At 63.1% G+C, this 26,415-nt stretch carries 32 protein-coding genes and 1 pseudogene; 17 read left to right on the top strand and 16 right to left on the bottom strand.

Annotation, left to right across the window (positions count from 1 at the left end):
• Positions 1-48: 48 nt before the first annotated feature.
• Genes NY08_RS25565 through NY08_RS26445 form a run of 3 tightly spaced genes read left to right on the top strand, consistent with a single transcriptional unit; the run spans position 49 to position 3,013 of the window.
• Positions 49-729, top strand: a complete 681-nt coding sequence (locus tag NY08_RS25565; protein ID WP_045197011.1) for a DsbA family oxidoreductase — start codon at positions 49-51, stop codon at positions 727-729.
• On the top strand, positions 726-1,658 hold the full coding sequence (locus tag NY08_RS14195) for an NADP-dependent oxidoreductase (protein WP_235386901.1): 933 nt from the start codon (positions 726-728) through the stop codon (positions 1,656-1,658). Before NY08_RS25565 ends, NY08_RS14195 begins: the two co-directional genes overlap by 4 nt.
• Positions 1,658-3,013, top strand: coding sequence for an MFS transporter (locus tag NY08_RS26445; RefSeq protein WP_045197009.1), 1,356 nt, complete (start codon positions 1,658-1,660; stop codon positions 3,011-3,013). The genes NY08_RS14195 and NY08_RS26445 overlap by 1 nt, the downstream gene beginning before the upstream one ends.
• A 93-nt stretch (positions 3,014-3,106) precedes the next feature.
• Here the strand turns inward: NY08_RS26445 and NY08_RS26440 are convergent.
• Positions 3,107-3,157, bottom strand: a pseudogene (locus tag NY08_RS26440) (hypothetical protein); the annotation flags it as partial.
• 281 nt (positions 3,158-3,438) lie between these two features.
• Positions 3,439-4,584 (bottom strand): citrate/2-methylcitrate synthase, encoded by a 1,146-nt coding sequence (locus NY08_RS14185; RefSeq protein ID WP_045197007.1) that lies wholly within the window; start codon positions 4,582-4,584, stop codon positions 3,439-3,441.
• 89 nt (positions 4,585-4,673) lie between these two features.
• Between NY08_RS14185 and NY08_RS14180 the strand changes: the two genes are divergently transcribed.
• Complete coding sequence (locus NY08_RS14180; RefSeq protein WP_235386900.1) at positions 4,674-5,882, top strand: citrate synthase; 1,209 nt, start codon at positions 4,674-4,676, stop codon at positions 5,880-5,882.
• Here the strand turns inward: NY08_RS14180 and NY08_RS14175 are convergent.
• Complete coding sequence (locus NY08_RS14175; protein ID WP_032396158.1) at positions 5,876-6,514, bottom strand: TetR/AcrR family transcriptional regulator; 639 nt, start codon at positions 6,512-6,514, stop codon at positions 5,876-5,878. The genes NY08_RS14180 and NY08_RS14175 overlap by 7 nt on opposite strands.
• Positions 6,515-6,760: 246 nt before the next feature.
• On the opposite strand from NY08_RS14175, the gene NY08_RS14170 reads away from it, so the two are divergent.
• The 3 genes from NY08_RS14170 to NY08_RS14160 are packed head-to-tail and all read left to right on the top strand — an operon-like array spanning position 6,761 to position 10,205.
• Positions 6,761-7,885, top strand: a complete 1,125-nt coding sequence (locus tag NY08_RS14170) for a DUF5938 domain-containing protein (RefSeq protein WP_032396157.1) — start codon at positions 6,761-6,763, stop codon at positions 7,883-7,885.
• A gap of 11 nt (positions 7,886-7,896) precedes the next feature.
• Positions 7,897-9,453, top strand: coding sequence for an acyl-CoA synthetase (locus tag NY08_RS14165; RefSeq protein ID WP_045197004.1), 1,557 nt, complete (start codon positions 7,897-7,899; stop codon positions 9,451-9,453).
• Entirely contained in the window at positions 9,450-10,205 is a 756-nt protein-coding gene (locus NY08_RS14160; protein WP_032396155.1) for an SDR family NAD(P)-dependent oxidoreductase, read from the top strand. Before NY08_RS14165 ends, NY08_RS14160 begins: the two co-directional genes overlap by 4 nt.
• Positions 10,206-10,224: 19 nt before the next feature.
• Here the strand turns inward: NY08_RS14160 and NY08_RS14155 are convergent, their stop codons facing one another.
• Entirely contained in the window at positions 10,225-11,157 is a 933-nt protein-coding gene (locus NY08_RS14155; RefSeq protein WP_045197002.1) for a TIGR01777 family oxidoreductase, read from the bottom strand.
• Complete coding sequence (locus NY08_RS14150) at positions 11,154-11,825, bottom strand: TetR/AcrR family transcriptional regulator (protein ID WP_045197000.1); 672 nt, start codon at positions 11,823-11,825, stop codon at positions 11,154-11,156. Before NY08_RS14150 ends, NY08_RS14155 begins: the two co-directional genes overlap by 4 nt.
• Positions 11,826-11,945: 120 nt before the next feature.
• On the opposite strand from NY08_RS14150, the gene NY08_RS14145 reads away from it, so the two are divergent.
• Both NY08_RS14145 and NY08_RS14140 read left to right on the top strand, forming a co-directional pair.
• Positions 11,946-12,701 (top strand): helix-turn-helix domain-containing protein, encoded by a 756-nt coding sequence (locus NY08_RS14145; RefSeq protein WP_158462552.1) that lies wholly within the window; start codon positions 11,946-11,948, stop codon positions 12,699-12,701.
• Positions 12,698-13,108, top strand: a complete 411-nt coding sequence (locus tag NY08_RS14140) for a polyketide cyclase (RefSeq protein WP_045196999.1) — start codon at positions 12,698-12,700, stop codon at positions 13,106-13,108. Before NY08_RS14145 ends, NY08_RS14140 begins: the two co-directional genes overlap by 4 nt.
• On the opposite strand, the gene NY08_RS14135 is transcribed toward NY08_RS14140, so the two are convergent.
• Both NY08_RS14135 and NY08_RS14130 read right to left on the bottom strand, forming a co-directional pair.
• On the bottom strand, positions 13,102-13,938 hold the full coding sequence (locus NY08_RS14135) for a phosphotransferase family protein (protein ID WP_200893111.1): 837 nt from the start codon (positions 13,936-13,938) through the stop codon (positions 13,102-13,104). The two genes, NY08_RS14140 and NY08_RS14135, sit on opposite strands and share 7 nt — an antisense overlap.
• Before the next feature lie 209 nt (positions 13,939-14,147).
• A complete protein-coding gene (locus tag NY08_RS14130) occupies positions 14,148-14,543 on the bottom strand; it encodes a DUF1761 domain-containing protein (protein WP_032396149.1) in 396 nt (131 codons plus the stop codon).
• A gap of 111 nt (positions 14,544-14,654) precedes the next feature.
• Between NY08_RS14130 and NY08_RS14125 the strand changes: the two genes are divergently transcribed.
• Positions 14,655-15,503: a helix-turn-helix transcriptional regulator gene (locus tag NY08_RS14125; protein WP_045196996.1), complete on the top strand. Its 849-nt coding sequence runs from the start codon at positions 14,655-14,657 to the stop codon at positions 15,501-15,503.
• Between the two features lie 66 nt (positions 15,504-15,569).
• Here the strand turns inward: NY08_RS14125 and NY08_RS25555 are convergent, their stop codons facing one another.
• Positions 15,570-15,980 carry a MerR family transcriptional regulator gene (locus NY08_RS25555; RefSeq protein WP_045196994.1) on the bottom strand — a complete coding sequence of 137 codons (411 nt, stop codon included), beginning with the start codon at positions 15,978-15,980 and terminating at the stop codon, positions 15,570-15,572.
• Between the two features lie 55 nt (positions 15,981-16,035).
• Here NY08_RS25555 and NY08_RS14115 point away from each other — a divergent pair, with 55 nt between their 5' ends.
• From NY08_RS14115 to NY08_RS14100, 4 genes are all read left to right on the top strand, one after another.
• Positions 16,036-16,884, top strand: a complete 849-nt coding sequence (locus tag NY08_RS14115) for an alpha/beta fold hydrolase (RefSeq protein ID WP_045196992.1) — start codon at positions 16,036-16,038, stop codon at positions 16,882-16,884.
• Between the two features lie 62 nt (positions 16,885-16,946).
• The gene (locus NY08_RS14110; RefSeq protein WP_045196990.1) at positions 16,947-17,618 is read left to right on the top strand and encodes a class I SAM-dependent methyltransferase; all 672 of its coding nucleotides are present in this window, start codon (positions 16,947-16,949) and stop codon (positions 17,616-17,618) included.
• Between the two features lie 20 nt (positions 17,619-17,638).
• Positions 17,639-18,076, top strand: a complete 438-nt coding sequence (locus tag NY08_RS14105; RefSeq protein ID WP_032396144.1) for a protein-tyrosine phosphatase family protein — start codon at positions 17,639-17,641, stop codon at positions 18,074-18,076.
• A 45-nt stretch (positions 18,077-18,121) separates the two neighbouring features.
• Positions 18,122-18,424: a helix-turn-helix domain-containing protein gene (locus tag NY08_RS14100; RefSeq protein ID WP_032396143.1), complete on the top strand. Its 303-nt coding sequence runs from the start codon at positions 18,122-18,124 to the stop codon at positions 18,422-18,424.
• Here NY08_RS14100 and NY08_RS14095 read toward each other — a convergent pair.
• Together NY08_RS14095 and NY08_RS14090 are read right to left on the bottom strand one after the other, a co-directional pair.
• Positions 18,382-19,008 carry a ClpP family protease gene (locus NY08_RS14095; RefSeq protein ID WP_045196988.1) on the bottom strand — a complete coding sequence of 209 codons (627 nt, stop codon included), beginning with the start codon at positions 19,006-19,008 and terminating at the stop codon, positions 18,382-18,384. The genes NY08_RS14100 and NY08_RS14095 overlap by 43 nt on opposite strands.
• Entirely contained in the window at positions 19,005-19,613 is a 609-nt protein-coding gene (locus NY08_RS14090) for a ClpP family protease (RefSeq protein ID WP_045196986.1), read from the bottom strand. Before NY08_RS14090 ends, NY08_RS14095 begins: the two co-directional genes overlap by 4 nt.
• Positions 19,614-19,712: 99 nt before the next feature.
• Between NY08_RS14090 and NY08_RS14085 the strand changes: the two genes are divergently transcribed.
• On the top strand, positions 19,713-20,180 hold the full coding sequence (locus NY08_RS14085; RefSeq protein ID WP_045196984.1) for an SRPBCC family protein: 468 nt from the start codon (positions 19,713-19,715) through the stop codon (positions 20,178-20,180).
• A 113-nt stretch (positions 20,181-20,293) separates the two neighbouring features.
• Positions 20,294-20,743, top strand: coding sequence for a YdeI/OmpD-associated family protein (locus NY08_RS14080; protein ID WP_045196982.1), 450 nt, complete (start codon positions 20,294-20,296; stop codon positions 20,741-20,743).
• A 136-nt stretch (positions 20,744-20,879) separates the two neighbouring features.
• Here NY08_RS14080 and yczR read toward each other — a convergent pair whose 3' ends face one another.
• Positions 20,880-22,343: an aminotransferase-like domain-containing protein gene (gene yczR, locus NY08_RS14075; protein WP_045196980.1), complete on the bottom strand. Its 1,464-nt coding sequence runs from the start codon at positions 22,341-22,343 to the stop codon at positions 20,880-20,882.
• Positions 22,344-22,404: 61 nt separating this feature from the next.
• Here yczR and NY08_RS26605 point away from each other — a divergent pair, with 61 nt between their 5' ends.
• Positions 22,405-22,530, top strand: coding sequence for a hypothetical protein (locus NY08_RS26605; protein ID WP_256980354.1), 126 nt, complete (start codon positions 22,405-22,407; stop codon positions 22,528-22,530).
• Between the two features lie 173 nt (positions 22,531-22,703).
• Here NY08_RS26605 and NY08_RS14070 read toward each other — a convergent pair whose 3' ends face one another.
• The 5 genes from NY08_RS14070 to NY08_RS14050 are packed head-to-tail and all read right to left on the bottom strand — an operon-like array spanning position 22,704 to position 26,097.
• A complete protein-coding gene (locus NY08_RS14070) occupies positions 22,704-23,324 on the bottom strand; it encodes a TetR family transcriptional regulator (protein ID WP_045200423.1) in 621 nt (206 codons plus the stop codon).
• A 10-nt stretch (positions 23,325-23,334) separates the two neighbouring features.
• Positions 23,335-24,543, bottom strand: a complete 1,209-nt coding sequence (locus NY08_RS14065) for an NAD(P)/FAD-dependent oxidoreductase (RefSeq protein WP_045196978.1) — start codon at positions 24,541-24,543, stop codon at positions 23,335-23,337.
• Positions 24,540-24,713 carry a rubredoxin gene (locus NY08_RS14060; RefSeq protein WP_032396132.1) on the bottom strand — a complete coding sequence of 58 codons (174 nt, stop codon included), beginning with the start codon at positions 24,711-24,713 and terminating at the stop codon, positions 24,540-24,542. Before NY08_RS14060 ends, NY08_RS14065 begins: the two co-directional genes overlap by 4 nt.
• Positions 24,710-24,874 carry a rubredoxin gene (locus NY08_RS14055; protein ID WP_032396131.1) on the bottom strand — a complete coding sequence of 55 codons (165 nt, stop codon included), beginning with the start codon at positions 24,872-24,874 and terminating at the stop codon, positions 24,710-24,712. Before NY08_RS14055 ends, NY08_RS14060 begins: the two co-directional genes overlap by 4 nt.
• A complete protein-coding gene (locus tag NY08_RS14050; protein ID WP_045200419.1) occupies positions 24,874-26,097 on the bottom strand; it encodes an alkane 1-monooxygenase in 1,224 nt (407 codons plus the stop codon). The genes NY08_RS14055 and NY08_RS14050 overlap by 1 nt, the downstream gene beginning before the upstream one ends.
• Between the last annotated feature and the right edge of the window lie 318 nt (positions 26,098-26,415).

The raw sequence follows: 26,415 nt of genomic DNA, 5'->3' as shown, positions 1-26,415 counted from the left end.
ACCTGCCCCTCCGGGTTCGCTCACACGCCTTGACGTCAAGTGCACTTGATGAAGTGCACTGTACATCGCAGTCTTCGGCGAGGTCAGGAGAGACAATTGGCTATAACGATCACGAATTGGGCGGACCTTCGGTGCCCATGGTGCTGGATTGGACATCGACAACTGGGGCGGGCACTGGGTCGTCTCGAATCCGGCACGCGGGTCGAGTACAGGAGCTTTCTGCTCGAACCGGCCGGTCCAACTCGCGCCGGCATCACCGTTCGGGAAGCGGCGCTGTCCTCGTGGGGCTTCGACGAAGAGCGGTGGGTAGCTCACAGCGGGACGATCGTGGCGGGCGGTACATCGGAATCGCTCACCATCAACATCGACACCGCGTTGGTAGTCGACTCGCGCAATGCGCACCGACTGCTGAAGCTGGTGGCGGATCGAGAGTTGAACAGATTCGACGCGTGGGATGCCCTGTATTCGAGGCACTTCGAGTTCAACGACGATATCGCGGATTGGACGGTGCTCCGCTCGGTCGGCGAACAGGTGGGCCTGGCGGGCGGCGACATCACGATGCTTGTAGAGACCGACGAGTACTCGGCCGCCGTCGACGACGATATACGCGACGCGGCCGCGCTCGGCATCAGCTCGATTCCGACTGTTCTTGCCGACTCGGTGAGAATCACTGGTGATCCGAGCGTCGGTCTCGATCGGGTCGAAGGTCGCCCGGCGGTCGGCCGATGATCAACACGATGCGCGCCGTTGCGATCGACGAACACGGACCCGCATCGGTGCTGAAGACCCGAACGCTGGCCCGTCCGACTCCGAATCCGGGAGAGGTGCTGGTCAAGATTCGAGTGGCCGGTGTGCAACTGACCGATGCGGCGATTCGGGAAGGGTGGGTACCGCCGGGCGCGAAGATCGAGTTTCCGCAGATTCTCGGCAACGAATTTGCGGGAACCGTCGAGGCGCTCGGTGCGGATGTCCACCAGTTCGCGGTCGGTGACGACGTTCTGGGATATCGAGTTCTCGGCTGCTACGCGGAGAACGTGAGCGTTCCGACCGACCAGATTGTAGCCAAGCCCTCTAAAGTTTCCTGGCGCACGGCGGGGTCGCTGTCCGCGTCGGGTCAGACGGCCCACACCGCCCTGGAACGGTTGGGCGCGCGGGCAGGTGAAACTTTGCTGGTCCATGGGGCAGCGGGTGGGGTGGGTTCGATGGCGGTTCAGTTGGCGCTTCATCGAGGCCTGCGGGTGATCGGTACGGCGAGTCGAGACAATCACCCGTATCTGAAGCAGATGGGCGCTGTTGCAGTGACTTACGGTGAGGGCCAGATCGAACGAATCGTGGCAGCGGCTCCGGAAGGAGTCGATGTGGTGCTCGACGCGGCCGGGCATGAGAACCTGCGCACCGCAGTCGATCTGACGTCCGACCGTTCCCGCATCGGAACAATCGTCGACATGGCACTGGCAAAAGAGCTGAATTGCCAATGGATTTCGAGCGATCGATCGGCCGACCGTCTGCGCGAACTCGTCGATCTGTGCGCAACCGGACAGTTGCGCGTCACAGTCAGGGCCGCGTACTTGCTCGAGGAGACCGGCCAGGCGCATCGTGACGTCGAGACCGGACACGGGCGCGGCAAGGTCGTGTTGCTCGTCGATGAAGGAAGCTGATGACCGACTGGGTGGACCGTCCTTCGAGCCCGCTGTCGAGAGAACATCGGCCGCTGATCATCGGCCTGCTGGGAACGATGACGTTCATTGCGTTCGAGTCGTTCGCAATCACGACTGCTCTGCCCGTGATCGTCGATGACTTCGATGCCGATCGCTGGTATTCGCTTGCGTATGCCTCGACACTGACCGCAGCTCTGGTGGGGATGACAATTGGGGGAAATTGGGCCGACCGACGCGGTGTCAGGGTCCCGATGGCAGTGGGCGGTACTGCCTTTCTCGTCGGGATTGCGCTCTGTGTGGTGGCACCCACGATCGAGCTCTTCGTGGCAGGTCGGCTGCTGCAGGGGTTCGGCGGCGGAATCAACTCTGTGGTCTTGTACGTAGTCATTGCACAGTGCATCCCAGCCGAGCTGCATTCTCGAACCTTCGGGCTGTTGACGGCTGCGTGGCTTCTACCCGGAATTTCGGGACCGCTGCTCGCCGGTGTACTCGTCGAGTTCGTCGGTTGGCGAACGGTGTTCGCGCTGGCTTTCGTCGGATCCGGGGTGTCCTTGACGATACTGCTTGTCGCGGTCCGTGGTTCGGTCCAGTTACGTAACGGCACAGCAGTATTCGGAAGTCGAGGAATATGGTCGATGGTTGCAGCGGCGGGCGTGCTCGCGCTGCACCTCGCCGGTCAGCAGAAAGTTCCCATTCTTGTCCTGGGCAGCTCGTGCGCCGTTTCGTTGATCGGGTTGTCGGCAACACGCCTTCTTCCCCAGGGCACGTTCAGGTTTCGACCTGGCATTCCTCGCGCGACCGTGCTGCGTGGATTGCTGGGTGCGACCGTTGCGGCAACGGACATCTATCTGCCTCTCTACCTCCAGCGCCAGCTCGGTTACAGTCCCAGTTCGTCCGGCCTGATCGTTGCCCTCGGAGCGATCGGATGGATTGCCGGAGCCTGGCTGCAGGGTAGAAGCGCCGGCGGTGGTGGTTCCGCTCTGGTACCGAGAGCAGTAGTGCTGGTGTTCGTCGGTCCTGTCGGCGCGTGGTTGTTCATCGCCGGAGCGATACCGGTACCTGCTCTGGTGGTCGCATGCATTGTCATGGGGACAGGAATGGGGCTGGCGTACCCGCGAATCACCGCCACTGTTCTGGCGAAGTCGACGGAGGCCGAATACGGTGCCAACAGTTCCGGTCTACAGATCTCGGAGTCGATGAACCAATCGATCTTGATCGCGGTCTCAGGAGCGGTGTTGTCGCTCGCGATCGCGCACGAGTTCCTGATCGCTTACACGCTGATTGCTGGTGTCGGCGGTGCCGCCGTTCTCGTTGCGCGTCGACCCGACTCGAGCCTGAGACGGAGTCACTGCTGACGCGTCGTCGAATACGGCCCGAGCGCGGGCAATTCGTTGCTGATTGTGTTCGGTCCATTCGACGAGAGCTTGGATTGTTCCCAGCAACGTTCGGCCCAGGTCCGAGAGTCGGTATTCGACGCGCGGAGGAATTTCGAGGTACATGCGCCGATCGATCAAGCCGTCGCGCTCGAGGTTGCCCAGAGCACGGTCAACATGTAAGTGCTGATTCCGTCAGCTCTCGTCGGAGATCGCCGAATCGAAAAGTTTGCTCGTCCAACAGCGCGACCATAAGAGACCATTTGTCTGCAACGCGATCGAGAATCTGCCTGACGCCACAGTCCTGGCGGGCATCCCACTGGTACACGTCGCGGCAACACCCGTCGGCCACCTGGTCACTTGCCTGCGAGTTGTAGGCGGTGTGCGGCTCCGCTCCAGTGGCGTGCCTAAGTGCCCTGGGCGGCACTTTTTCGCACCACTGCCGAAGGCGCTGGACCGTCGTAGCGGGCGATCGGGCGAATGATCTTGCTGTCGTGCGACTGCTCGACGATATTGGCGCACCACCCCACCATGCGACTGCATGCGAACGTAGGGGTGAACATGGAACGCGGTATTCCGCACAGCTCCATGACGACGCCGGCGTAGTACTCCACATTGGCGTACAGCTTGCGATCCGGCTTCAGGTCGGCGAGTGCAGCCGTGATGACCTTCTCGACCTGCACGGCCTTGTCGATCAGGTCGCCGCCCAACTCCTGAGCCGTATCGCGAAGCATCACCGATCGGGGGTCGTCGGTTCGATACACCGGATGACCGAAGCCCATGATGCGCTCGCCTGCAGTAATTTTCGCTCGCGCCCAGGCGTCCGCGGAATCGATGTCGGCAATCTCGTCCAGCCCGTCGAGGGCGCGATCCGGGGCACCTCCGTGCAATGGGCCAGCGAAGGCACCGATCGCGGCGCACACTGCGGACGCGATGTCCGACCCCGTCGACGCCACGACTCGCGCGGTGAAGGTCGACGCGTTGAATCCGTGATCGATCGTGGCGGTGAGGTATCGGTCGATCGCTCGGGCGTGGTCGTTCTTGGGCACCTGCCCGGTGATCATGAACAACCAGTTCTGCGCCGTCGTCAGATCATCGCGCGGCTCGATGGGATCCTGGCCGGTCCTAATCCTGTGTACCGCAGCCAGAATGGTCGGCGTCATTGCGCACAGCCGCAGCGCCGTCGTTCGCTTGTCCGATTCCGACGACTCGTACAGCGGCACAGCACCTGCCATTCCCGACAACACCGTCCGCAACGCGAAGAGTGGTTGCTCGGGACCCGACAATGCCACCGTCTTCACGGCTGCGGCGACGTCCGTCGGCAGCACGCGCAGTGGTGCCACCGTACGCAGGAACTCGGCGCGTTCGGGGTCGCTCGGCAGCCGGCCCTCGACCATGAGGAACCATGCATCCTCGAACGTCATATGTAGCGCGATGTCGATCGCCGAGTACTGGCGGTAGTGATAGAAACCCTCGTCGCCTCGTACATCTCCGATCGATGTGGTGGTGACGACGACGTTGTGGAGCCCACGTGGGGCGTCGAGAACGGTCATGGCTGCACTCCTTTGCGCTGGTCAACCCCTACGATCCGCGCTAATGTTGATTTTTGTCAATGTTGATCAAGTCAATACGAAAGGCGGCCATGACGCACGCCGACGGTCGGAACATGCTCACCACCGCGCAGGCCGCCGCACGGCTGGGCGTCAAGCCGGAAACGGTGTACGCCTACGTCAGCCGCGGTCTGTTGACCAGCACTCGGCTTCCCGGAGTGCGGGGGAGCGTGTTCGACGTAGACGAGGTCGAAGCCCTCGCGGGACGCGACACGGCTCGGCGCACCGACATCGGTGCCGTGGAACGAATTCGGACTCGGATCACCCTGATCGACGACGGGCATCTGTACTACCGGGGGCGTGACGCGGTCGAACTCAGCTCACGCACTTTCGAGTCGGTCGCACATTTCGTGTGGACGGGTGAGTTACTGGACGCAACGCGATTCGTCGCCGATCCCGTTGTGGTGCAACGATGCCGAGACGCGCTGGGTCTGATGGCACCGAATTGCCGGTCCATCGATCGGATCCGTATCGCCGTCGATATCGCCTCCACCTACCGACCGATGCGATTCGACACCGGATCCACATCCGTTGTCCGCGAGGCAGAGCAGCTGCTGGTGACGGTCGCAGCAGCCCTCGGTCGTGGTTCCGCGGACCTGCCGATCGCCGAATCGCTCTGGGACGCAATCACGTCCGATGAGACCGATCCGAACGGGTTGACGGTGCTGCAGGCCGCGCTCGTCCTGATGTCCGATCACGGCCTGGCCGCGTCGACGCTCGGAGTTCGGGTGGCAGCGAGCACCCGGGCCAATCTGTACTCGGTTGTCGCCGCAGGACTGGGGTGCATCGACGGCCCCCTGCACGGTTCCGCTGCAGACCCCGTCATTCGATTCATGTCGTCAGCGATCGACGATCCGATAGGCGCTCTCGCAACACATTTGAGGTCGGGAGAGCGGGTTCCCGGCTTCGGACACGTCATTTACACCGACCGAGACCCACGCGCCGAGGAACTGTTGCGATTGCTTCGGGACCCTGCCCACGGTGCGGACCCCACAGTGGTCGCTGCCGCGGACGTCGTCATCGAAGAGGTGAGCAACAGATTCGATACCTTTCCGAACTCGGACTTCGCTCTCGCCACATTCACGCTCGCCTACGGGCTCAGGGCGGATACGCCGGAAACGGTGTTCGCCTTCGCCCGCATCGTCGGGTGGACCGCACACGCACTGGAGGAATACGACGAAGCGCCCCTTCGCTTTCGGGTTCCCGGCATCTACACGGGCACTCGACCGGGAAGCTACTGAGGCGTCGGGCAATCCAGTAACGCGAACGCAGCACGCAGCTGCACATGCGCGGCGGCGATCTCCGCTGCATTGCCGGCCAGGTGGTGCAGAAGGGCGCGCTGAAAGATGCCGTCGAGCAGGATGTAGGCGGAGGCCTTGTCGAGCGCAGGAGTGGTGCCGCGAAGTTCGCAGTATCGAGATACGACGCGCCAGATCATGTCCTCGCGACGCTCTTCGATCTCGAGCACGTCGCTACGGAACGAGCCGTCGAACAGGGCCTGATTGCGCAGGTCGTACCAGAGCCGATGGATGCCGGCGTCTGCCGCCAGAGTGGCGAAGTACTTCGCTTCGAAATCCGCGCAGAGGCCAGTGGCGTCGACCGCGTTGGCCACCACCTCGTCGTAGCGGGTGACACAAATGGCCTCGTATTGGCGAACGGCGTGCGTGATGAGGTCGAGTTTGTCGGTGAAGTAGTAGTGCAGAACGCCGTGCGAGTACTCGGAATTCTGCGCAATCTCCCGCAGTGAGGTGCGGGCATAACCCAGTTCGGCCAGCGTGTGCAGCGTCGCCTGGGCCAGTTCGGTTCGTTTGGACTCGAACTTGTTGCGGGCGCGCTCCTCGATACGCGCGCGCGGATCAGCGGTTTGGGTCATGGTCCGTGTCCTTTCCGCGCGTGGTCGTCACCTCAGTGTATGCCCGACGTCCGATCGGGAAACCTCGGCGTCCGGCAGATCTTGGGCAGTTGTCCAGAAAAACCTTGACGTCTGTACAAATTCTATCCTAGTGTGATCCACGGCACACGTCAGAAGGGCAGATGTTCCCGACGTCCCCTCCGGTGCCCGACGTCTCAACCCATCTCGGTCCGCCGTGCGGACGGGCCGACCACGAGAGGACTTTTCATGCCAACCGACAAGCGCGTCGTCGTCTACGGAGCGTCCGGATACACCGGCCGACTGATCTGTGAATACCTGCGCGAGTACAACATCCCGTTCCTGGCTGCCGGACGCGACGAAGGCCGAGTCAAGGGCATCATCGACGTGGTTCCCGGAATCGAGACCGTCGAACACGACGTCGTGGAGGTCGAGCACACCGCAGCGGCTCTCGCCGAAGCATTCCGGGGTGCCGAGATCGTCCTCAACACGGTCGGACCGTTCTCGCGATACGGGCACGAAGTTGCCCAGGCCTGCATCGAGATCGGTGCGCACTACACCGACACCACCGGTGAGCAGGACTGGATGATCGACGCCGAGGCCAAGTACGGCACCGAGTTCGCATCCCGAAACCTCGTACTCACACCGGGTTTGGCGCAGATGTACAGCATCGGTGAGATCGCAGCGAACATCTGCCTCGAGACGCCGGGGTTGGACACACTCGACATCGAGGTCTTCTGGAAGGGACACCCGACGGTCGCGTCGACGAACACGATCCTCACCAACGCCGCGTTCTCCAAGGCCTACTACCTGGAGCAGAACGAGTACGTCGAATGGCCGGACGACGGCGTCATGCAGGTCGTTGTGCCCGGCCAACACGACCTGGGCCTGGCTCTTCCCTGGGGTGGGACATCCCATCCGGTGTGGTTCAAGAACGATCCGCGCGTAGCGAACGCCCGGGCCCTGGGCGGCGTGATCAACAAGCCGCTGATGCTGGCAGTGCCCCAGATCATCTCTGCCGCACTGGCTCAGATGGAAGGCAAATCCGACGCAGAGAAGTACCAGATCATCGACACGGTGTCGTCGTCGGTGCGCAGCGAGACGCCCCCACGGGAGAACCCGCGCATCAACACCTCACTCGACTCGGTCTACGCGTCGGGACCACTCGGTCGCGTGCATACCGTGATCCACGGCAACTGCAACTACAAGCAGACCGCTCTGCTCAACGCATACGCAGCGGCGCATCTGCTGCAGGGACCGCCGAAGAAGGTCGGATTCGCCTCCAGCTGCCAGGCATTCGGACATCGGGAACTGCTCGGCGTGCTTCGCGCGTTCGGGCTGGTGCTCGAACCCATCGTCACCGCACACAGCTGAGGACAGGGCCGATGCGGCTGTCCGACTATCTCGACAAGGGTGTGTCACTGGGCCGAGACGCACCCTGTCTCACCATCGGAGACACCACCCGAACCTACGGCCAGGTGTACGACGACACGGTGACGATCGCCGCGGCTCTGCAGCACAACGGGATCGAGGCAGGTGACCGGGTCGCGGTGCTCTCCGCCAACGACCCACTTGCGCTGACCTGCGTCTTCGCCATCTCGCGAGCGGGGGCAGTGTGGTGCCCGATCAATCCACGTAACGAAGCCGACGAGAACCGGCAACTGTTCGACCTGTTCGGTTGCCGATTCCTGTTCTTCCAGAAAGCCTTCGCGGAGCTCGTCGGACGCATTCGTGATCAGCTACCTCGGCTGGAATGGCTCGTCTGTCTGGACGGCGACGTACCGGGAGCAGTGTCGTACGAGCGATGGCTCGCCGAACACGGCTCCGATGCGGTTGCCGACAGACGACCGGCAGACGGGTTGTGCATGATCGCCGGCACCGGCGGGACGACGGGAAAGCCCAAGGGGGTGAGGCTGACCGAGGAGAACATGATGACCTCCACGGCCACCGCACTCATGAGCTATCCCTTCGGGGACCGGCCTCGGTACCTGGCTCTCGCGCCGCTCACCCACTCGGCGGGTGTACTGACGTTTCCCATCCTCAGTCTCGGTGGACACGTCGTTGTGATGGGTGCACCCGACGTCGGAAAGTTTCTGTCCCTCATAGAGAAACACGGGATCACTCACGCGTTTCTGCCGCCGACAGTGATCTACGGTGTTCTCGATCATCCGGATCTCGACATCACGGATCTGTCCTCGCTGCGCTGCCTCTGGTACGGGGCCGCGCCGATGTCACCGACTCGACTGGAAGAGGCCCTCACCCGCATCGGGCCGGTTCTCGGACAGCTCTTCGGTCAGACCGAGGCACCGAACATGATCGCAACACTCGCTCCGGCCGATCACTTCCGCAGCGACGGATCGATCGCCACCGAACGACTGAGTTCTGCAGGCAAGCCGACGCCCCTGACGACGGTGGCGATCATGAACGACGACGGTGGAGTGGTCGAACGCGGCGAGCGTGGTGAGATCGTCGTCCGCGGTCCGCTCGTGATGCAGGGCTACCACGAGAATCCCGACGCCACAGCCGAAGTCGGTGCTCGGGGGTGGCACCACACCGGTGACATCGGGTACCTGGACGACGACGGCTACCTGTACGTGGTCGATCGTGCCAAGGACATGATCATCACCGGCGGGTTCAACGTCTACTCGGCCGAGGTGGAACAGGCCCTGCTGTCGCATCCGTCGGTGAAGGAATGTGCCGTTGTCGGACTGCCCGACGACAAGTGGGGCGAACGCGTCACCGCGGCAGTCCTGTTGCGACCCGGCCGTGACGCATCCGACGAGGATCTGATCACCCACGTGAAGGCACGAATCGGAAGCGTCAAGGCACCCAAACAGATTCAGATCTGGACCGATCTTCCCCGCTCGAAGGTGGGGAAGATCCTCAAGACCGAAGTACGCAGCACCATGTCTCACTCATCATCGAAGGGAAACACACCATGACCGAGTTCGAGGGCAAGCGAGTATTCGTGACCGGATCCGGAGCCGGCATCGGAAAAGCCATCTCCCAGATGTTCATCGAGCGCGGTGCACGCGTCGTCGTCAGCGACATCGACGAAGGCGCAGCAGCGAAGACGGCCGAGGAGATCGGGGCCGCCGGAATCGCGAACTGCGATGTATCCGACGAGAGCCAGGTGCAGAGTGCGGTGGCACAGGCCGTGGAGATTCTCGGTGGACTCGACATAGTCGTCAACAATGCGGGAATCGAAGTGTCGTCGCCGCTTCTCCAGCAGTCGACGGAGAGCTTCGACAAGATCTACTCCGTCAACGTCAAGGGCACGTTCCTGGTGATGAAGGCCGCGATCGGCGCACTGGTCGAGTCGAAGGGCAACATCGTCAACATCGCTTCGCTCGCCGGCGTCGGTGGCACAGCGTTGCTCGGGTCCTACTGCGCGACAAAAGCTGCGGTCATTCAGCTCACGCGCGTCGCCGCCATCGAGATGCGCGCATCGGGAGTGCGGGTGAACGCCGTGTGCCCGGGATTCGCCGATACCGCAATGGTCGATCGATTGGTCCCGGACTTCGAAGCCGCAACCCAGATCCCGTTCGGTGACCTCGTCGCCGCCAAGCAGGGACGACTGGGCACTCCCGAGGACATCGCGGAAGTGACGCTGTTCCTCGCCTCCGACCGGGCGTCGTGGATCACCGGGAGCCACTACATCCTGGACGGAGGCTTGTCGGCGTCGCTCGTCTAGGTTCGAGGGTTCCCCGTCGTCATCCCAGGGCGACGGGGAGCAACCCTCGAGGCGTCTCGGACGCAATGTTCGCCAGTGCACTGTCCAGCTTCGGATACCGAAACTCGAAACCGCTGCCCGTCAACACTTGTGGATCCACCCAACGACTCTTCAAGACCAATTCGGCCTCGGTGCGGATCACCCGTGCACCGAATTGAAGCAGCCATGCCGGTGTCGGTAGACCGTGACTGCGGCCGAGAGCGATCCTGACCTGCCGCATCAGCTCCTCGTTGGTCACCGGGAACGGAGTGGCGACGTTGACCGGGCCGGAGATGCCAGTGTTGTTGTAGAGGTGATCGAGGACGCGCGCCACATCGGCGACGTGCACCCAACTGAACATCTGGCCGCCGTCACCCATTGTGCCGCCGAGCCCCACCCTGGCCAGGTCGATGATCGGATTGATCGCCCCGCCGCCTGCACCCAGCACTATCGACATTCGAAGCGCCACTCTGCGAATGGCCACATCGGCATCGAACAGCTCCCGCTCCCACGCGCGGGCGACCTCGACGGAGAATCCCGACCCGATGTCGCCGGATCGTTCGTCCATCGGCCTGTCGCGCGAATCGCGATAGATGGTGCCGGTGCTCGCATTGACCCACAGATCTGGTGCGTTGGGCACGTCCGCCAGGGCGCGGCCGAGTCGATCCGTCGTCTGGATGCGCGAGGACATGATCGCGTCCGCGTTCGTCTTGTTGTAGCGACAGCTCACCGAGCGGCCGGCGAGATTGACGACCAGATCGGAACCGTCGAGCACATCGACGAGGCTGCGATGGTCGGACCACGTTGCGTCGCTGGATGTTCCGCGGCCCACGGTCCTGACGCGAATGCCATGATCTTCGTAGTATCGACGCAAGTAGCCGCCGATGTAGCCGGAGGCACCGCACAGGACGACGGTCGACGGTGAATCACTCATTGTTCGAGCCCTTCTGGGGACGTCATGCGTTTCAACAGCCCGGCCACGTCGGTGACCAGCCCCCGCGCCACCGGGAGTCGAGCGAGGCGTACGGCTTTGGCAACCACTGGTACGAGCCCGTCGACCAATGTGCGGGTGCGTGCCTGGTTGTCCGAGGAATCGGTGACCCAGTGAAGGGTGACACCCATGTAGATCATCCAGAGCAGCTGTGGAAGCACGTCTTTCAGAGACGTCGGAACCTTCTGCTTCGACGTTTCCAAGGTGGTGCGCATGAGGTCGATGGCCATGGACCTCGCGTCGGACGATTCCTGCGAGAACGGGCTGGAACTGGACCTCGTGGGCAGCGCCAGCTGCAGGAAGGAGCCACCGAAGGCGTGATACGGCTCCATGACGTCCAAGCCGGAATGTAGAACGGCAGCAAGGTTTTCGGACAGCGAACCGCCGTCGACGAGAACGTCGAGGGCGCGCTCGCGGTGGTCGCGCTGAATCACGATGTACAACTCGTTGACCAGCTCGTCCTTGCCGGCGAAGTAGTAGTACGCATTCCCGAGAGAGACGCCCGCTTCGTCGGCGATGCGACGCATCGTGGTCGCTTGAAACCCTTCCTCGCGAAAGAGACGTAGTGCTACCTCGACCACCTTGTCGCGAGTCTCGGACGTGCGAGCCATCGATTCACCTCATTTCTGAACATGTTCAAAATTGACCGTAGACCATTGTTTGAACATGTTCAAGATTCCGGTTCGACGGAAGCTCTGGTTCCGATGGGCCCGACCGAGGAGAATGTCTTCATGCTGTCGCAGCAGAGGACGTACACCGAGTTTCCCGCGCCCGTCGAGGGGATTCGGTGCACCTGGCAGCGTCGATCGCACGCGGGGGACCGGCCGTTGATCGTTCCCGACGGATGTGTGGATCTGATCTGGTTCTCCGACGGACGACTGGAGGTGGCGGGCCCGGATACCGCAGCTCGACGAGCCGTCACGGTTGCTCCGGTAGAGATGGTCGGCGTGCGTCTCGCTCCTGCCGTAGCTCGACGGGTCAGTGCGATTCCGATCGGCGAACTGTGCGATCAGCAACCGCATGTCGCAGATTTGGGAGCGTCGTTGATGGAGGTTGCCCGTTCCCTCGCTGATCACGATGCGAACGCTGCGATGCCTGCGCGGCGAAAGCTCCTCGCCGACCTGACTGTTCGGGCCATGAGGCCTGCCGAGGACGGGCTGGTCCTGGCCGCTGTGCGGGTACTCGAGGCGCGGCCGGGTATCAAAGTCGTCGATCTCGCCGACGGCTTGGGAATCGGTGTCCGGCAGTTGCATCGGAAGTTCGTCGACGAGGTCGGCTACGGACCGAAGATGCTCGCCCGAGTGCTGCGAGTCGGTCGGCTCGTCGACGTCGCCGCCACCGTTCCCGATCTGGCGTCACTCTCGTATGCCGCGCGATTTGCGAGTCAGGCGCACATGTGTGACGACGTGCGTGCACTCACCACACTGACACCCGTCCGATTTCTGGAAGAACGCCGCGGACCGTCATACGTAGGGTCGCTGGTATGAATCGAGAATCCGTCGTGGCAAGTCGGCATGTCAGTCAGGTCATCGGGTGTACACCCGATGAGGTGTACGAGTTCGCGGCGAACCCTGCGAACCTACCGAGATGGGCAGCAGGACTGGCGAACAGTCCCGTGACCATCGAGGGCGACAGACTTCTCGCTGAATCGCCGATGAGACAGGTGACAGTACGTTTCGTGCCACACAACGACCTGGGCGTCCTCGACCATGACGTGACGCTGCCGGCAGGGACCGTTGTGAACAATCCCGTACGGGTGCTGAGCCACCCGAATGGCGCGGAAATCTTGTTCACGGTGCGTCAAATCGAACTCAGCGACGAAGAATTTGAGCGCGACCTCTGGATGGTGGCCGAAGACCTGAGAAGGCTGAAGGAAGTACTGGAAACTCAGTGACCACATTGGTCCATCAACATCGAGACGTACGCGTTCAATCGATCCTCCACAAGTCGCGGCGTCAAGTCGATGCGGCCCGCATCGCGCCACGGGGCGGCCCAGGACTGCACCTCCTCTGAGCAGGCCAGTGCATCGCGTACGCGCCAATACTGTCGCGTCAGAGTGCTTTCGGAGAGAGCGCCGCCGGCCTCTTCGTAGGCGAGGGCGAACCGTGGTCCCCACTGCGGCCCGTGCAGCAGAGCCAGGTTGGTCGAACAATGTGCCACGTCGAGATCCGTCGGCCCCCATGATGCCCCCGCCCAGTCGACAACCCCGGTGATCCTGGGCGCGGCGTTCTGCGATACGTCGAACAGAACATTCCCGGGTTGGAAGTCGCGATGCAGAACTCGCCCGTCGTATGTGGGTACAGGCCTGCGAAGTACGTCGATCGCGGCGGCCCACACAGCCGCTTCGGCCCGTGCAGGGACCACGACGGTATCGGCCGTCGTCCTCGCCTGATACTCACGGGGCCGAGTACTGGAATCCACTGCATGAATCTCGACGAGTTGCCGAGCGAGGAGGGGGACTCTATCGTCCACGCCCGCGTCGGAGAGAACCGTCGAACCCGGCAGATGAGTCATCAGTAGCGAGGGATACTCGCAATGAGTGGCTGTGGAATCGAATGCCATCAGTTCGGGGACCGGTACGGCTGACCTCGAAAGCGCTGTCAAAGCTGCGCTTTCCCGCTCCAACGAGTCCTGTGCGTGCTGCACACTGGCTGGTTCTGTATAGGTGCGCAACACGAGGTTCCGACTGAATCCATCGGTGGTCCAGACGGTCAGCTTCCGCATCTCCGCGGTGATACCGCCGGATAGCATTTCGGACTCGGTGATGCGTTCACCGGTGTTCAGGTGTCGACTCACCCATGCACGAGTGGACGGACGCACTGTCGAGGGTGGTCCGGATTCGGTCACGACGTCACTGCACCAGACGACTCGAGCATGTGCAAGGTTGTTTGCCTGACGGGACAGCGACGATTCGGTACTGCACTGACCGAACGTCACGGAACGACTCCGAGGATCGCGCCCGCTACTGTTGCTCCCGTGAGGTGATAGCTTGCGGTGACAGCTCCGAAGACGAATGGTTGCGGAGTGTGGGGCGTCAGCGCGTTGGTCAATGATGCTGCAGCGGAGGCCAATCCGACACCGAGGCCGACGAGTACGCCCGATGTCACGGCGTCCGCGTCGATGGCGTCGAGAACGAGAGAGATCACGATGGTCGTCGCCACCGAGCAGCAGAGCGGAACCACGTAGTAGGACAACGGGAATCGGCCGCCCGTCTGCGCCCGATCATGCCCGATCGAACGATCCCACGCACGCCCGAACAGGGGACCGAACCAGAGCGCGCCGAGGGCGTAGTACACAACCGCCGCCACGGCTACATACAGCCAGTTCACGACACTGTCCTTCGGCCCGGTTGAGTCGCCCGGTCGACGACGGTCCAAGATCTGGTGGTCATGACGTGATCGTCTCGAGACTGAAGGCCGGTTGTATTGCAGAATTGCGACATGGAAGAAAGGCGGGCCGTGTCGAAGCCCATCGACGTTCACGAACGATCCGGCGTCATGGCTCCCTCGCTTCTTCGTCGCTTCGACGCAACCTGGCACGATCCGGCTGCAGAGGTTCGAGATGTAGTCGACGCGTACTGGAGTGTGCGATGGGAATTGTCCGCGGACGAAACCATCGAGCAGCGAGTCCTCGAGTTTCCGGCAGTCACGGTCAGTGTGGAGACCGGTGCAGTGCCTGCGCCGTTCATGCTCACAAATGTTCAGCGCAGGGCGTGGTCCCGGACGATCGAAGGTCGAGGCTTCGTGTTCGGCGTCAGACTGCGTCCAGCCGGCCTGGCTGTGGTGTCCAACCTCGATCCCACGAGACTTCCCGCAGCGCAACCGATCACCAGAGAACTCGATGACCTCCTCTTCGGCATGCTCGACGCCGTATCCGCGCAGGATTCGGCTGCCGACCATGCTCGACGGGCAGATTCGGTGATCACCGAGATGGTGGCGAATCGACCACCCACTCCCGAACACCGACTCGCGAACGCCGCGGTCGACGCATTGGCGCAGGGGGCCGGCAGGGAATCCGGGCAATCCGTGGCAGGAAGGCTCGGGGTCAGTGAACGTGCCGTGCAGAGGGCACTGCGATCGACACTCGGGATGGGCCCCAAAGCAGTCGCCCGGCGGGTTCGACTACAGGAAGTGTTGCAGCGACTCTCGCTTCCCGATGCCGACGCTGCCCACATTGCCGCGGATCTCGGATATGTCGATCAAGCCCATCTGATCAACGACTTCCGAGGCGTCGCAGGAATTACGCCGGGCGCGTACCTTCGTGAACTCGCTGCACTCGTCCGCGCCTGAGAGAGGTTCTGCCGAAGGTCCTCTGCGCGCGGATACCTCGGCCTCCGTCACCGTGTCGTGTACCGACTACTCGGAATCGATCGGCGCGCCGGCGTCCAGTGGTGACCGAAGCTGCGTAGTGGAGTACTCGCTGCACTGCGCGCATCGGGTGAGCAGACCATGCGTGCACGAGACGACGTGCGCGAGAAAGCGCTCGGCATGGTCGAGTTGGGCTTGTTGCCGTCGTATTCGCGTCAGATGTTCTTCGATGACCGATGTTCGTTCGGGCTCGCCTCGGTGAAGTATCAGGCGAATGTCGGCCAAGCTGATGCCTACGCCTTGACAGGCTCGCAACACCTGCAGTCGTCGTACATGTTCCTCGCTGTAGTCGCGGTGGCCCGACGGTAGGCGTTCGGGCACAACGACTCCGACGTCGTCCCAATGCCTCAGGACATGGGTGGGAACGTCGATCTGCCGCGCAACTTCTCCGATCTTCACCCACCGATATTCTCACGTTGACTTCAGGTCGACCTGAAGTTTTAAGGTCATCGCCATGACGACCGACAGATTCGATCTACCGGAGCCCATCTTCGTGTCCGTGGGCGGCGATCGGGTCGCAACCTACGAGCTGACCCCCGAGGTGGACGCACCATCCACTGACGTCGTGCTCTGCCATGGAACTCCCTGGTCGGCGCAGGTCTGGGCGCAGGCCGGTCGTCACCTCGGCGTCGGTCATCGGGTCTACCTGTGGGACATGCCCGGATACGGCCGCTCCGCGCAGGGACCTCGGGTGCGTACCGACCTGGCCACGCAGATGTCGCGGCTCGCGATGTTGCTCGAGCACTGGAAGTTGGAGCGGCCCTTCGTCGTCGCGCATGATATCGGCGGTGCTGTCGCTCTGGGAGCCCACCTGATACACGGATGCGACTACGGCAGTTTGTTCTTGTGGGACGTGGTGACACTGGACCCGTGGGGGTCCGCATTCTTCAGGCTCGTGGCGGACAACAGTGAGGGCTTCGCTGCGTTGCCGGCGTCCCTGCACACTGCGTTGGTCTCCGAATACATTGCCGGAGCAGCGCATCATCGGCTGGAACCGAACATCGTCGCGATGTTGACCGAACCCTGGATATCCGACGAGGGACAGCCTGCCTTCTACCGACAGATCGCCGAACTGCGGCCCGAGGACACGCGACCGATCGTCGACGCGCTTCCCCGAGTCCGCTGCGACACCTCCATCGGATGGGGCCAGCAGGACCCCTGGATTCCCGTCGAACAGGCATATCGATTGCGACAGTTGGTGCCGGGTCGATCGCCTGTGATCACCCTCCCGGGTGTGGGGCATCTGAGTCCGCTCGAAGCTCCAGCATTCGTCCAACAGGCCTTGGACGCATGGTTGCGTTGACCTGAGTGGGCGAGGCCGTATCGCCGCGCCTGACGGATACTGAACTCGTGGTGCTGAGACGAATGGGAACGTCCCTTATCGGAGGCAGAGGGGCCCAGTGGGTTCGGGAGCTGAACGAGCGACACCCGTGGAGTCACAACGACTACTTTCACGGCTGGATTCTGGCGAATCTGCCGGACCGGCGTATCCGAGCAGTCGACATGGGCTGTGGGCGAGGCGGTCTCGTGCGTGCGTTGGCTCCACACTTCGATCAGGTCACCGGGGTGGACTCCGATTCGGAGATGCGCCGAGTCGCAGAGGTCACCTCTGCAGACGTGAACAATGTGTCGATCACTGATCGCCAACTCGACTCCTGGGCAGACGATTCGATCGATCTCGTGACCATGGTCGCCGTCCTGCATCACCTCGACATGGACGACGCATTGCGTCATGTCGAACGAATACTTGCGCCGGGCGGGCGGGCGCTCATCGTCGGGCTCGCACTACCGCGAAGCGTACAAGATCTGCTGTGGGATTCGGTCTCCATCGTGACCAATCCCCTGATCGGATTTCTGCACCACCCATGGCCGAGCCCGGTGACAGCACCGCCGCCACCGTTCCCGGTCAAGGACCCCGTGGTGAGTTTCGACGAGATCGGGGACATGGTCGACAAGTTGCTACCGGGTGCGATGATGCGACACCGCATAGGTTTTCGACACACAGTCGAGTGGACGAAGCCGGGTGCACGCAGATGACTTTCGACCCTGAGCGCCGGATGTGGGACGCACACAGCCCGGGCGTGCTCCAGTTGCCGTCGGGCAGCGTAGTTCGTGGACGCGCCTTGCGTGACCCGATGCCTGACGGACCTTCACCGGATTTCGGGGTCTACCTGCAGGGCAAGGATCCCGGCGGGTTCGACTGGGACAGTCGCTGGGTTCGTTGGCCCGACTTCTGGCTCCCGTCCGACTCGAAAGAACTCGAGGTCGTGCTTCGAGAAGTGCTGCGACGCTGCGCAACCGAGAGAGTCGAGATTGCATGCACCGGCGGTGTCGGACGAACTGGCACCGCATTGGCGTGTCTCGTCGCGCTCGACGGTCTGCCCGGCGACGCGGCCATCGACTACGTTCGGCGACAATACTCGCCTCGGGCCATGGAAACGCCCTGGCAGAAGCGCTTTGCGAAGACGTTCGTGAAACCGGGCTCTCTGCTCTGAGCAGAATCGCCGACCCGTCGTGGAATCGAGGCCTAGGCTCCGATCATGGGCGAGGTGATACGAATCGATGAGCGTCGAGCAGCACGCGCAGTGGAACCGTTGTGGCGCGAAGTAGTCGGTCGACGGCTACGCGAGCGCAGACACGCTCGCGGTGACACTCTGGCCGACACCGCTGCTCGGGCAGGCATTGCGCCGCAGTACTTGTCGGAGCTCGAACGCGGCCGCAAGGATCCGTCGAGCGAGATTCTTGCGGCCGTCGTCGGTGCACTGGGCACGTCCATGGCGGAGATCTCAGGCCTGGCGCATCACGACCTGTCCCGCGGAGACGCGACGTTGATGGCGGCCTGACGACCCTCCAGTACCTGGTCGACGACGCCGTAGTCACGCGCAGCCGGTGCCGTCAACACCAGATCACGGTCGGTGTCGTGGCGGAGTTTCTCGACGTCGCGTCCCGTGTGCTTCGCGAGAATCGCTTCCATCTCGGCTCGTACTCGAACCACCTCGTCGGCAGCCAGAATCAGATCGGGGATGGTCCCTCGGCCCTGCGCCGCAGGCTGATGCAGCACCACCCGGCTGTGAGTCAGCGCCGAGCGTCGCCCCGGTGCTCCCGCCGCGAGCAGTACCGCCCCTGCCGCCACCGCTTGGCCCACACATGTTGTGGCAACAGGTGATCCGATGAATTGCATCGTGTCGTAGACGGCGAGCATGGCAGCCGTGTCACCGCCCTCGCAGTTGATGTACATCGAGATTTCCTGGTCGGGGGAGTCGGCCTCCAAGTGGAGCAGCTGTGCGATCATCGCATTCGCCACACCGGCGTCTATTCCGGTACCGAGATAGACGATGCGCTCACTGAGCAGGTGCGAATAGACGTCGACGACGCGTTCGCCGCGCGCATCTCGCGTGATGACATTGGGAATCGTGTACGTGCTCATCGGGCCATCTCCATTCCGAAGGACACTCGTCGCGCAGGCATCACCTGATCGAACGAGTCGACGATCGCGTCGACGAACCCGTACTCGCGGGCGGCCTCCGCGGTGAACCAGCGATCGTGCAGGGAGTCGTCGAAGATCTGCTCGCGTGTCTGCCCGGTGTCGTCGGCGATGAGGCCGAGAACCGTATCTCGGGTATGCCGCAGATCGTTGGCCTGCACCTCGACTTCGACGGCCGACCCACCGATGCCGGCGGACCCCTGGTGCATCAGTATTCGAGAATGCGGCAGGGCATACCGCTTACCGCGCGTGCCTGACGACAGTAAGAACTGACCAGCGCTGCAGGCCAATCCGAGTGCCAGCGTCGACACGTCGCAGGGTACGAGGTGCATCACGTCGCGGATGGCGAGCATCGCGGGAACCGACCCTCCCGGTGAGTGAATCCACAGGGCGATGTCGGCGGAGGGATTCTCGGCCGCCAACGTCAGCAGGTGAGTGGTGAGGACGGTGCCGTTGTCGTCGTCGAGGGCACCGTCGAGCACGAGAACCCGATGGCGGAGAAGTTGATTGCGGAGTTCGGGCGGGAACATTCGAGGTGATTCGCTCATGATTCGAGTCTGCGTCCGAATCCGGTGGCACTCCAGTGCTTCTGCTGTGGGCAGCGACTCTGCTCACAGCTTCGCTGTACGTGGAGGGACAATGGTGAGATGACCGCACTCGAGTTCTCCGAATCCATCGTCGTCGCTGCGCCGGTCGACGACGTGTACGCCGTCGTCTCCGACATCACCCGAACAGGAGAATGGAGCCCGATCTGCCAGGAATGCTGGTGGAACGAGGCCGACGGCGGTGGCGTCGGATCGACCTTCACCGGCCGGAACGTGGTGCCGGGCCGCACGTGGGAAACCGTGTCGACAGTGGCGGCAGCCGAACCCGGCCGCGAGTTCGCGTGGGTGGTGGGCGACAACTTCGTCCGCTGGGGCTACACGCTCGAGCCCGTCGACGGTGGCACACGCCTGACCGAGAACTGGAACTTCCTGCCCGGCGGTATCGGGCACTTTCACCGCAAGTTCGGCGACGACGCGCAGAAGGAAATCGACACTCGTAGCCAGGCGGCACTCGACGGTATCCCTCGGACCCTGGCGGCAATCAAGCGAATCGTGGAAGCCGAGGCCTGATCGCTGTTGGCCAGGTGCACTCGCTGTCCACTATTCGAGGCCGATGAAGGAAATTCCGCTTGCTGACGCGAATTGTGGACGCTGAGTGCACCATCGACGGATATCCTGCCCGCATGGCAGCAACGGTTCTGCGGATATCCACAGTGCTCGAATCACGGGGCCCCGCGGCAGCGATCGTGCTCAGTGACGAGCAGGTCGCGTCCCTCGGTTCCACCAAGACTCCACCGGTTCGGTTCACGATCGGTGGGCAAACGGTGCAGGGGCGCATCGGCCGGATGGGCGGAGAAAATCTGCTCGGACTGAACAAGAGCGTTCGCGCCACACTCGGCGTCGAGGCCGGCGACACCGTCGACGTGACCATCGAATTGGACGACCAGCCGCGGGTCGTCGAGCTACCGCAGGCGTTGGCGCAAGCGCTGGATGCGGATCCCGCTGTCCGAGCAGCGTTCGATGCGCTGTCACCGTCGACGCGAAAAGAACACGCAAGATCCGTCGCCGACGCGAAACGTAACGACACCCGTGAGCGGCGTATCGCGGCCATCGTCGAGTCCCTTCGGTCCTGAGGCCACGTGCTGCCTGCTGCTGTCGAGGCCGCAAACGCGCGCGCATTTGTCAGGTGCGCGCGATTCAGCTGGCGAACAGGTGACCGATTCGCGAGCGTCTCGCGAACGCGCGCGCGTTTGCGATCGACGTCGGGGCTCACACCACCGCTGCGGGTCTGCTCGACGCGATGGTCGGTGCAGGCGTACCCGCGGAGCTGAGGCCGGCCAAGATCTCGACGGCCGAGGTGATGTCGGGAAGTGACCGCGTGAACGGTATGCGCTGATGGTCGTCGAAGGCATACCCCGTTCCGAATCGCAGCCCCGGCGCCAGCAGCAATCCGTGCGAATGGGCTTCGGCGACGAGGGAACTGGATCGAATGCCGTCGGGTAGGGAACACCACAATGCCAGGCCTCCGTTCGGCACTCGAAAGTGCCAGTCCGGCAGTTGATGACGCATCAACGCGACGGTGTGGTCACGAGCAACTCTCGACGCCTCCGCGCGCACCCGACGCACCTCGTCGTATCGACCGAGCAACTCCGTAGCAGCCAGCTGATCGATGACGGACACCGAAAGTTGTCGTCGCGCATAGGTTGCGGCGATTCTCGCCAACAGGCCCGCCTCGGCTCGAACCCAGCCGACTCGCAGCCCTCCCCACACCGTCTTGCTCGTCGACCCGATCGTCACCGTCGCAATATCCGGGGTTGCCGCCCCGAAAGGTTCGATGTCGGGCGACCCGTCGAGGGACAGGTCCGCTGCTACCTCGTCGACGATGGTCAGTACGGCATGGCGGTGCATGGTTGCGGACAGTTGCCGCCGGGTCCTGAGGGGCAGCCGCGCGCCCGACGGATTGGAGAAGTCGGGCATGAAATACGCCAGCGTCGGAGCGCTCTGTCGAGTGGCTCGATCTGCCGATGTCACGAATTCGTCGGTGTCGTCCGGGTCGATGGGCACCGGGATGCAGCGACCGCCCAGTGAATGAACGAGTTCGACGACACCCGGGTACGTCGGGTGCTCCACCAGCACCCGGGCACCGGGCTCGGTGAACGTGGCCAACACCGCGTGGATGGCGTCGGTGGCACCGGAGGTGACGAGAACGTTGTCGGCCGTGGTCGGTACTTCACGCCCTCGGTAGTACGCGGCAATGGCTTCGCGGAGCTCGAACAAACCGGACGGAGCGTAGCCACCCAGGGAGAAACGGTCTCGAATCTTCTCTGCCGCAACGCCGTACGCATCGGACAACAGAGGCGAGGCCGAGGGGGACGCGTTGACGAACTCCAAATTGGCAGTCTCCCGGTCGCCGGCCAGCGATCCCCAGGACGGTAGCGAACCCGTCGGGGAAACATAGGTACCCGAGCCTCGCTGGGCGCTGATCCAGCCGCTCTCCCGAAGATGACGATAGGCCGACGCAACCGTCACCCGACTGACGTCCAAACTGATCGACAGCGCCCGCTCCGCAGGCAGCCGCGTCTGAGCCGATACCTCACCGCTCTCGATGAGCCGACGCAACTCGTCGGCGATCTCGAGGTAGAGGGGACCGCCGGATCGGTTGCGCAACGTCGACGGGTCGATCCGTGCGGCCAATTCCGGGGCCGAGATTGCGGTCGCGTCGTACGAGTCCATGCATGCCACTCTTGCACACTGGACTGCACATTTTCGGCCGAAAGCAGTCCATTGTTGGTCCATGATCGCAATTGGAGCTGTATTGGTCCTGTCCATGGTGGGCGCAGGGTGGACTGTGGTCGCACTGCGCGAGGGTGGAAGAAGCGCGCCCGCCGGGCCGCCGCGTAGTCGAATCGACGTCGACTGAGTCGGCTGCGCCTCGACAAACGCGCGCGCATTCGTCAGACGCGTGCGGTCTTGCCACCAATCCGGGCCTGTTTCGCGCGCACCTGGCAAACGCGCGCGCGTTTGCGAAATCCGGGGGGGAGCGGGATCAGGGGGCGGCGGGACGTGGGGCTGGGGAGAGCCGTGGAGGTCGGGTCAGCGCCCGGCGGTGATGGAATCGACGTACGGAGTCAGCAGTAGTGCAAAATCATCTGCTGCGGAGGCGATATCGGGTGGCGGCTCGGGGATGTAGCTCAATGCCAGACGCACGATTGCCCGACTGATGACGTCTGCCTGACGCGGGCTCGCGCCCACCCACCCGCGCTGGAACGTCTCGGCCAGACGGTCTCCCGCGCGCTCGATGAGTACGGCACTGTCGGTGGTGATCAGCCGGAGCAGATCCTCGGGTGCGTCGCCACCGTGCAGCGATCGCACCAGGGGATCGAGCGCACTCAACTGGAAGAACGACGAGAAGCCTTGGCGCAGAGCAGCCGATGCGTCGTTCTCGTGTTGATACAGCGCCGTTTCGCACATCGCGACGAAGAGGTCGGTCAATCTGATGGCGTACCCCTGCGCGACGCCGCGTCGTGAACCGAACTCGTTGTACAGGCTCTGTCTGCTCAGCCCTGCTGCCTTGGCGATGTGGCTCATCGTGACGTTGCGCCAGTTGCGCTCGTTCAACAACTCACGCAACGCATCGAGCGCGGTATCGCGCGCAAGACTGGACGCGGCTTCACGGTATCGACCGGGGGTCGACGTCTGTTCGGCTGCGGGCATGAACACGACTCTATCGAACGACCGCATGTGGTCGATCCAGCCAATCCTCTCCGAGGCGATCCCGATCGACGGGATCTCCGCTGGCGATGAAGGATCTGATCTGCCTGATGTCCTTCGGGAACCCCACGCCGATGGCCCCGACGAGTCGGCCGTCACGCAGCGCGCATGCGGTGAAGCGGCGGTCGGCAACGGAGCCGCGAGCCACCACGTACTCGTCGGTCGCACCGGTCCACCCCGCGAACTGAAGGTTGACGCCGTGTTGGGTGGACCAGCCCCACGGGACGTCGAGGCTGCCCGGATCCACGCCGATCATCGAGCGGGCAGCCCGGGTGGCCTGATCCAGTGCGCCGTTCCAGTGCTCACTCCGATACGTTCCACCGAGGATCGTGTTGGGTACCTCTGCCACGTCGCCCGCGGCATAGATGTTCGGTATCGAGGTCTGCATCCCCGCGTCGACCAGAATCCCCGATCCGATCTCGAGGCCCATGTCTGCTCCGAGTTCGACGTTGGGCACCGAGCCGACGGAGACAAGCACGGTGCCGGCGGACCACGAACGACCGTCCGCTGCGGTCACGAGAAGTGTTCCGTCAGGTTGCTCGGCGAGGTCGGTGACGGCGACGTCGGTGTGGAACGCGATGCCGTTGTCTGCGTGCAGGTCGACGTACATCTGCGAGATCGCGGCCGGAGCGATCCGGTTGAGCGGTGCCGATGCGGCCTCGAGCACCGTCACCTCGGCTCCCAGGGACCGAGCAGCCGCGGCCGCCTCGCATCCGATCAGTCCGCCGCCGATCACCAACAGTGATCGGGTGCGCAGAATGTCGGCGTGCAAGGGCTCGACATCGGCGACTCCTCGGAGGGTGAACACGTGGCCCGGAAGGTCGAGTTGCCGGGCCCGAGAGCCGGTTGCCAGGAGCAGCGCGTCGTACGGAACCGGGTCGCCGTCGTCGAGCAGCACAGTCGAATCGGTGAGGCCGACAGCCGTGACACCCGAGCGCACGTCGACACCGTCGATCGCCGAGCCGAGCTGCACTTGCTCGATCGACTTGCTTCCGGTCAGCAACTCCTTGGACACCGTCGGTCGGCGGTACGGCGCAGCCCGTTCACTCCCGACCATCGTGATGGATCCGGTGAAACCCTCGGCGCGTAGGGCTTTGGCCGCGGTGTACCCGGTTGCACCCGAACCGATGATCGCGATCGCGTGCGGAACGGACGCACTCACCCGCGCTCGACCTCGACCATCTCGAAATCGACCTTGGCAGCGCCACAATCGGGGCACGACCAGTCGTCGGGAATGTCGTCCCAGCGAGTGCCGGGTTCGATCCCGTCCTCGGGCCACCCCAGTTCCTCGTCGTACTCGAATCCACACTGAACGCAGCGGTAGAGCTTCATGCCTTACTCCTGAAGTCGATTTTCTCGCGGACACCGCAATCGGGGCAGGGCCAGTCGTCGGGTACGTCGGACCATGCTGTGCCGGCCGGAAAGCCCTCGCGCGGAGCGCCGTTGGTCTCGTCGTAGACGAACTCGCACACCGGGCACTCGAAGGCGGCCATCACTTGGCTCCGTGCGCGGCGAGGATCTTCTCCCGCTTGGACGGCTGGATGTTGACCTTCGTGATGTCGCCGTCGTAGTGGTCGAGAACGCGGTGGTCCATGACCTTGCGCCACACGGGTGGGAAGTACGCCAGCGAGATCATGCTCGCGTATCCGCTCGGCAGGTTCGGTGCCCCGTCCATGCTGCGCAGAGTCTGGTAGCGGCGGGTGGGGTTGGCATGGTGATCACTGTGTCGCTGAAGGTGATACAGGAAGATGTTGGTCACGATGTGATCGGAGTTCCAGCTGTGCTCGGGGGTGCATCGCTCGTAGCGGCCGTTCTCCTTCTTCTGCCGCTGCAGGCCGTAGTGCTCGAGGTAGTTGACCGTTTCCAGCAACGAAAAGCCGTAGATCGCCTGAATCACCAGGAACGGCAGCACGATCGGACCGAACACCGCGACGAGCACCGCGTAGAGAACAACGGACATCAGCCACGCGTTCAGTACATCGTTCCGAATGCTCCACGTGCTCTTGCCCAATCGCTCCATGCGCGTCTTCTCGAGCTCCCAGGACGACTTCAGGCTGCCCCAGACGCTACGAGGGAGGAAGGCCCAGAAGCTCTCACCGAACTTCGAACTCGCCGGATCCTCGGGAGTGGCGACGCGAACATGGTGGCCGCGGTTGTGTTCGATGTAGAAGTGGCCGTAGAACGTCTGTGCCAGCGTGATTTTCGACAGCCAGCGCTCCAGACTGTCCTTCTTGTGGCCGAGCTCGTGTGCAGTGTTGATACCGACGCCGCCCATCACACCGATGCTGATGGCCAGACCGATCTTCGAGGCCAGTCCCAGTCCACCGTCGATTCCGAGCCAGGACAAGTTGTCGGCCGACCAGAGGTAGCAGGCGAACACCAAGCTCGCCAACTGGAACGGAATGTAGGCGTACGTGCAGTAGCGGTAGTACTTGTCTTCTTCGAGCGCCTTCATCACCTCGTCGGGTGGGTTGTCGCCGTCGGGACCGAAGAACCGGTCGAGGATCGGGAGCAACCCGTAGACGAGCAGCGCGCCGATCCACCACCAGACCGGGGACACGGCGTTCCAGCCGAGCTGGTTGAAGGCCCAGACCAGGCCGGTGGCCACGAACACCGCTGTGGGCGGGATCAACCCCATCAGCCAGAGGTAACGCTTTCGGTCGTGCCATTCGGCAACCGGCGTCTGCGCCTGGTTGTCGACATTCGATGCGGTCATCGTCACTCCTCGTGTAAGGCTGATCACTATGGATTGGACAATACACCGAATTTGTCATTGCGGTAGACAAATTTTGAGATTTGTACAAATGGTCCGGCTCTGTGGCCGCGACCACAGAGCCACCGTTCGGACAGATTCAGCTGCTACCTTCCGATTCGTTGTGGCCGGTAACAAACGGTCGCAGCGCACGCAGGTCCGTCTGTATCCCGTCGGGGGTACTTCACAACAGGAGTAGCTATGGACGCATTCATCGCCAAGATCATCGTCGACGTCATCCTCGGGCTCATCGGCAGCGGAAGCGCCGAGAGCGGCAGCACC

The sequence above is a fragment of the Rhodococcus sp. B7740 genome, from assembly GCF_000954115.1.
Classification (GTDB): domain Bacteria; phylum Actinomycetota; class Actinomycetes; order Mycobacteriales; family Mycobacteriaceae; genus Rhodococcoides.
The sequence above is the reverse complement of the archived record's forward strand: the minus strand, read 5'-3'. Positions and strand labels throughout refer to the sequence as shown.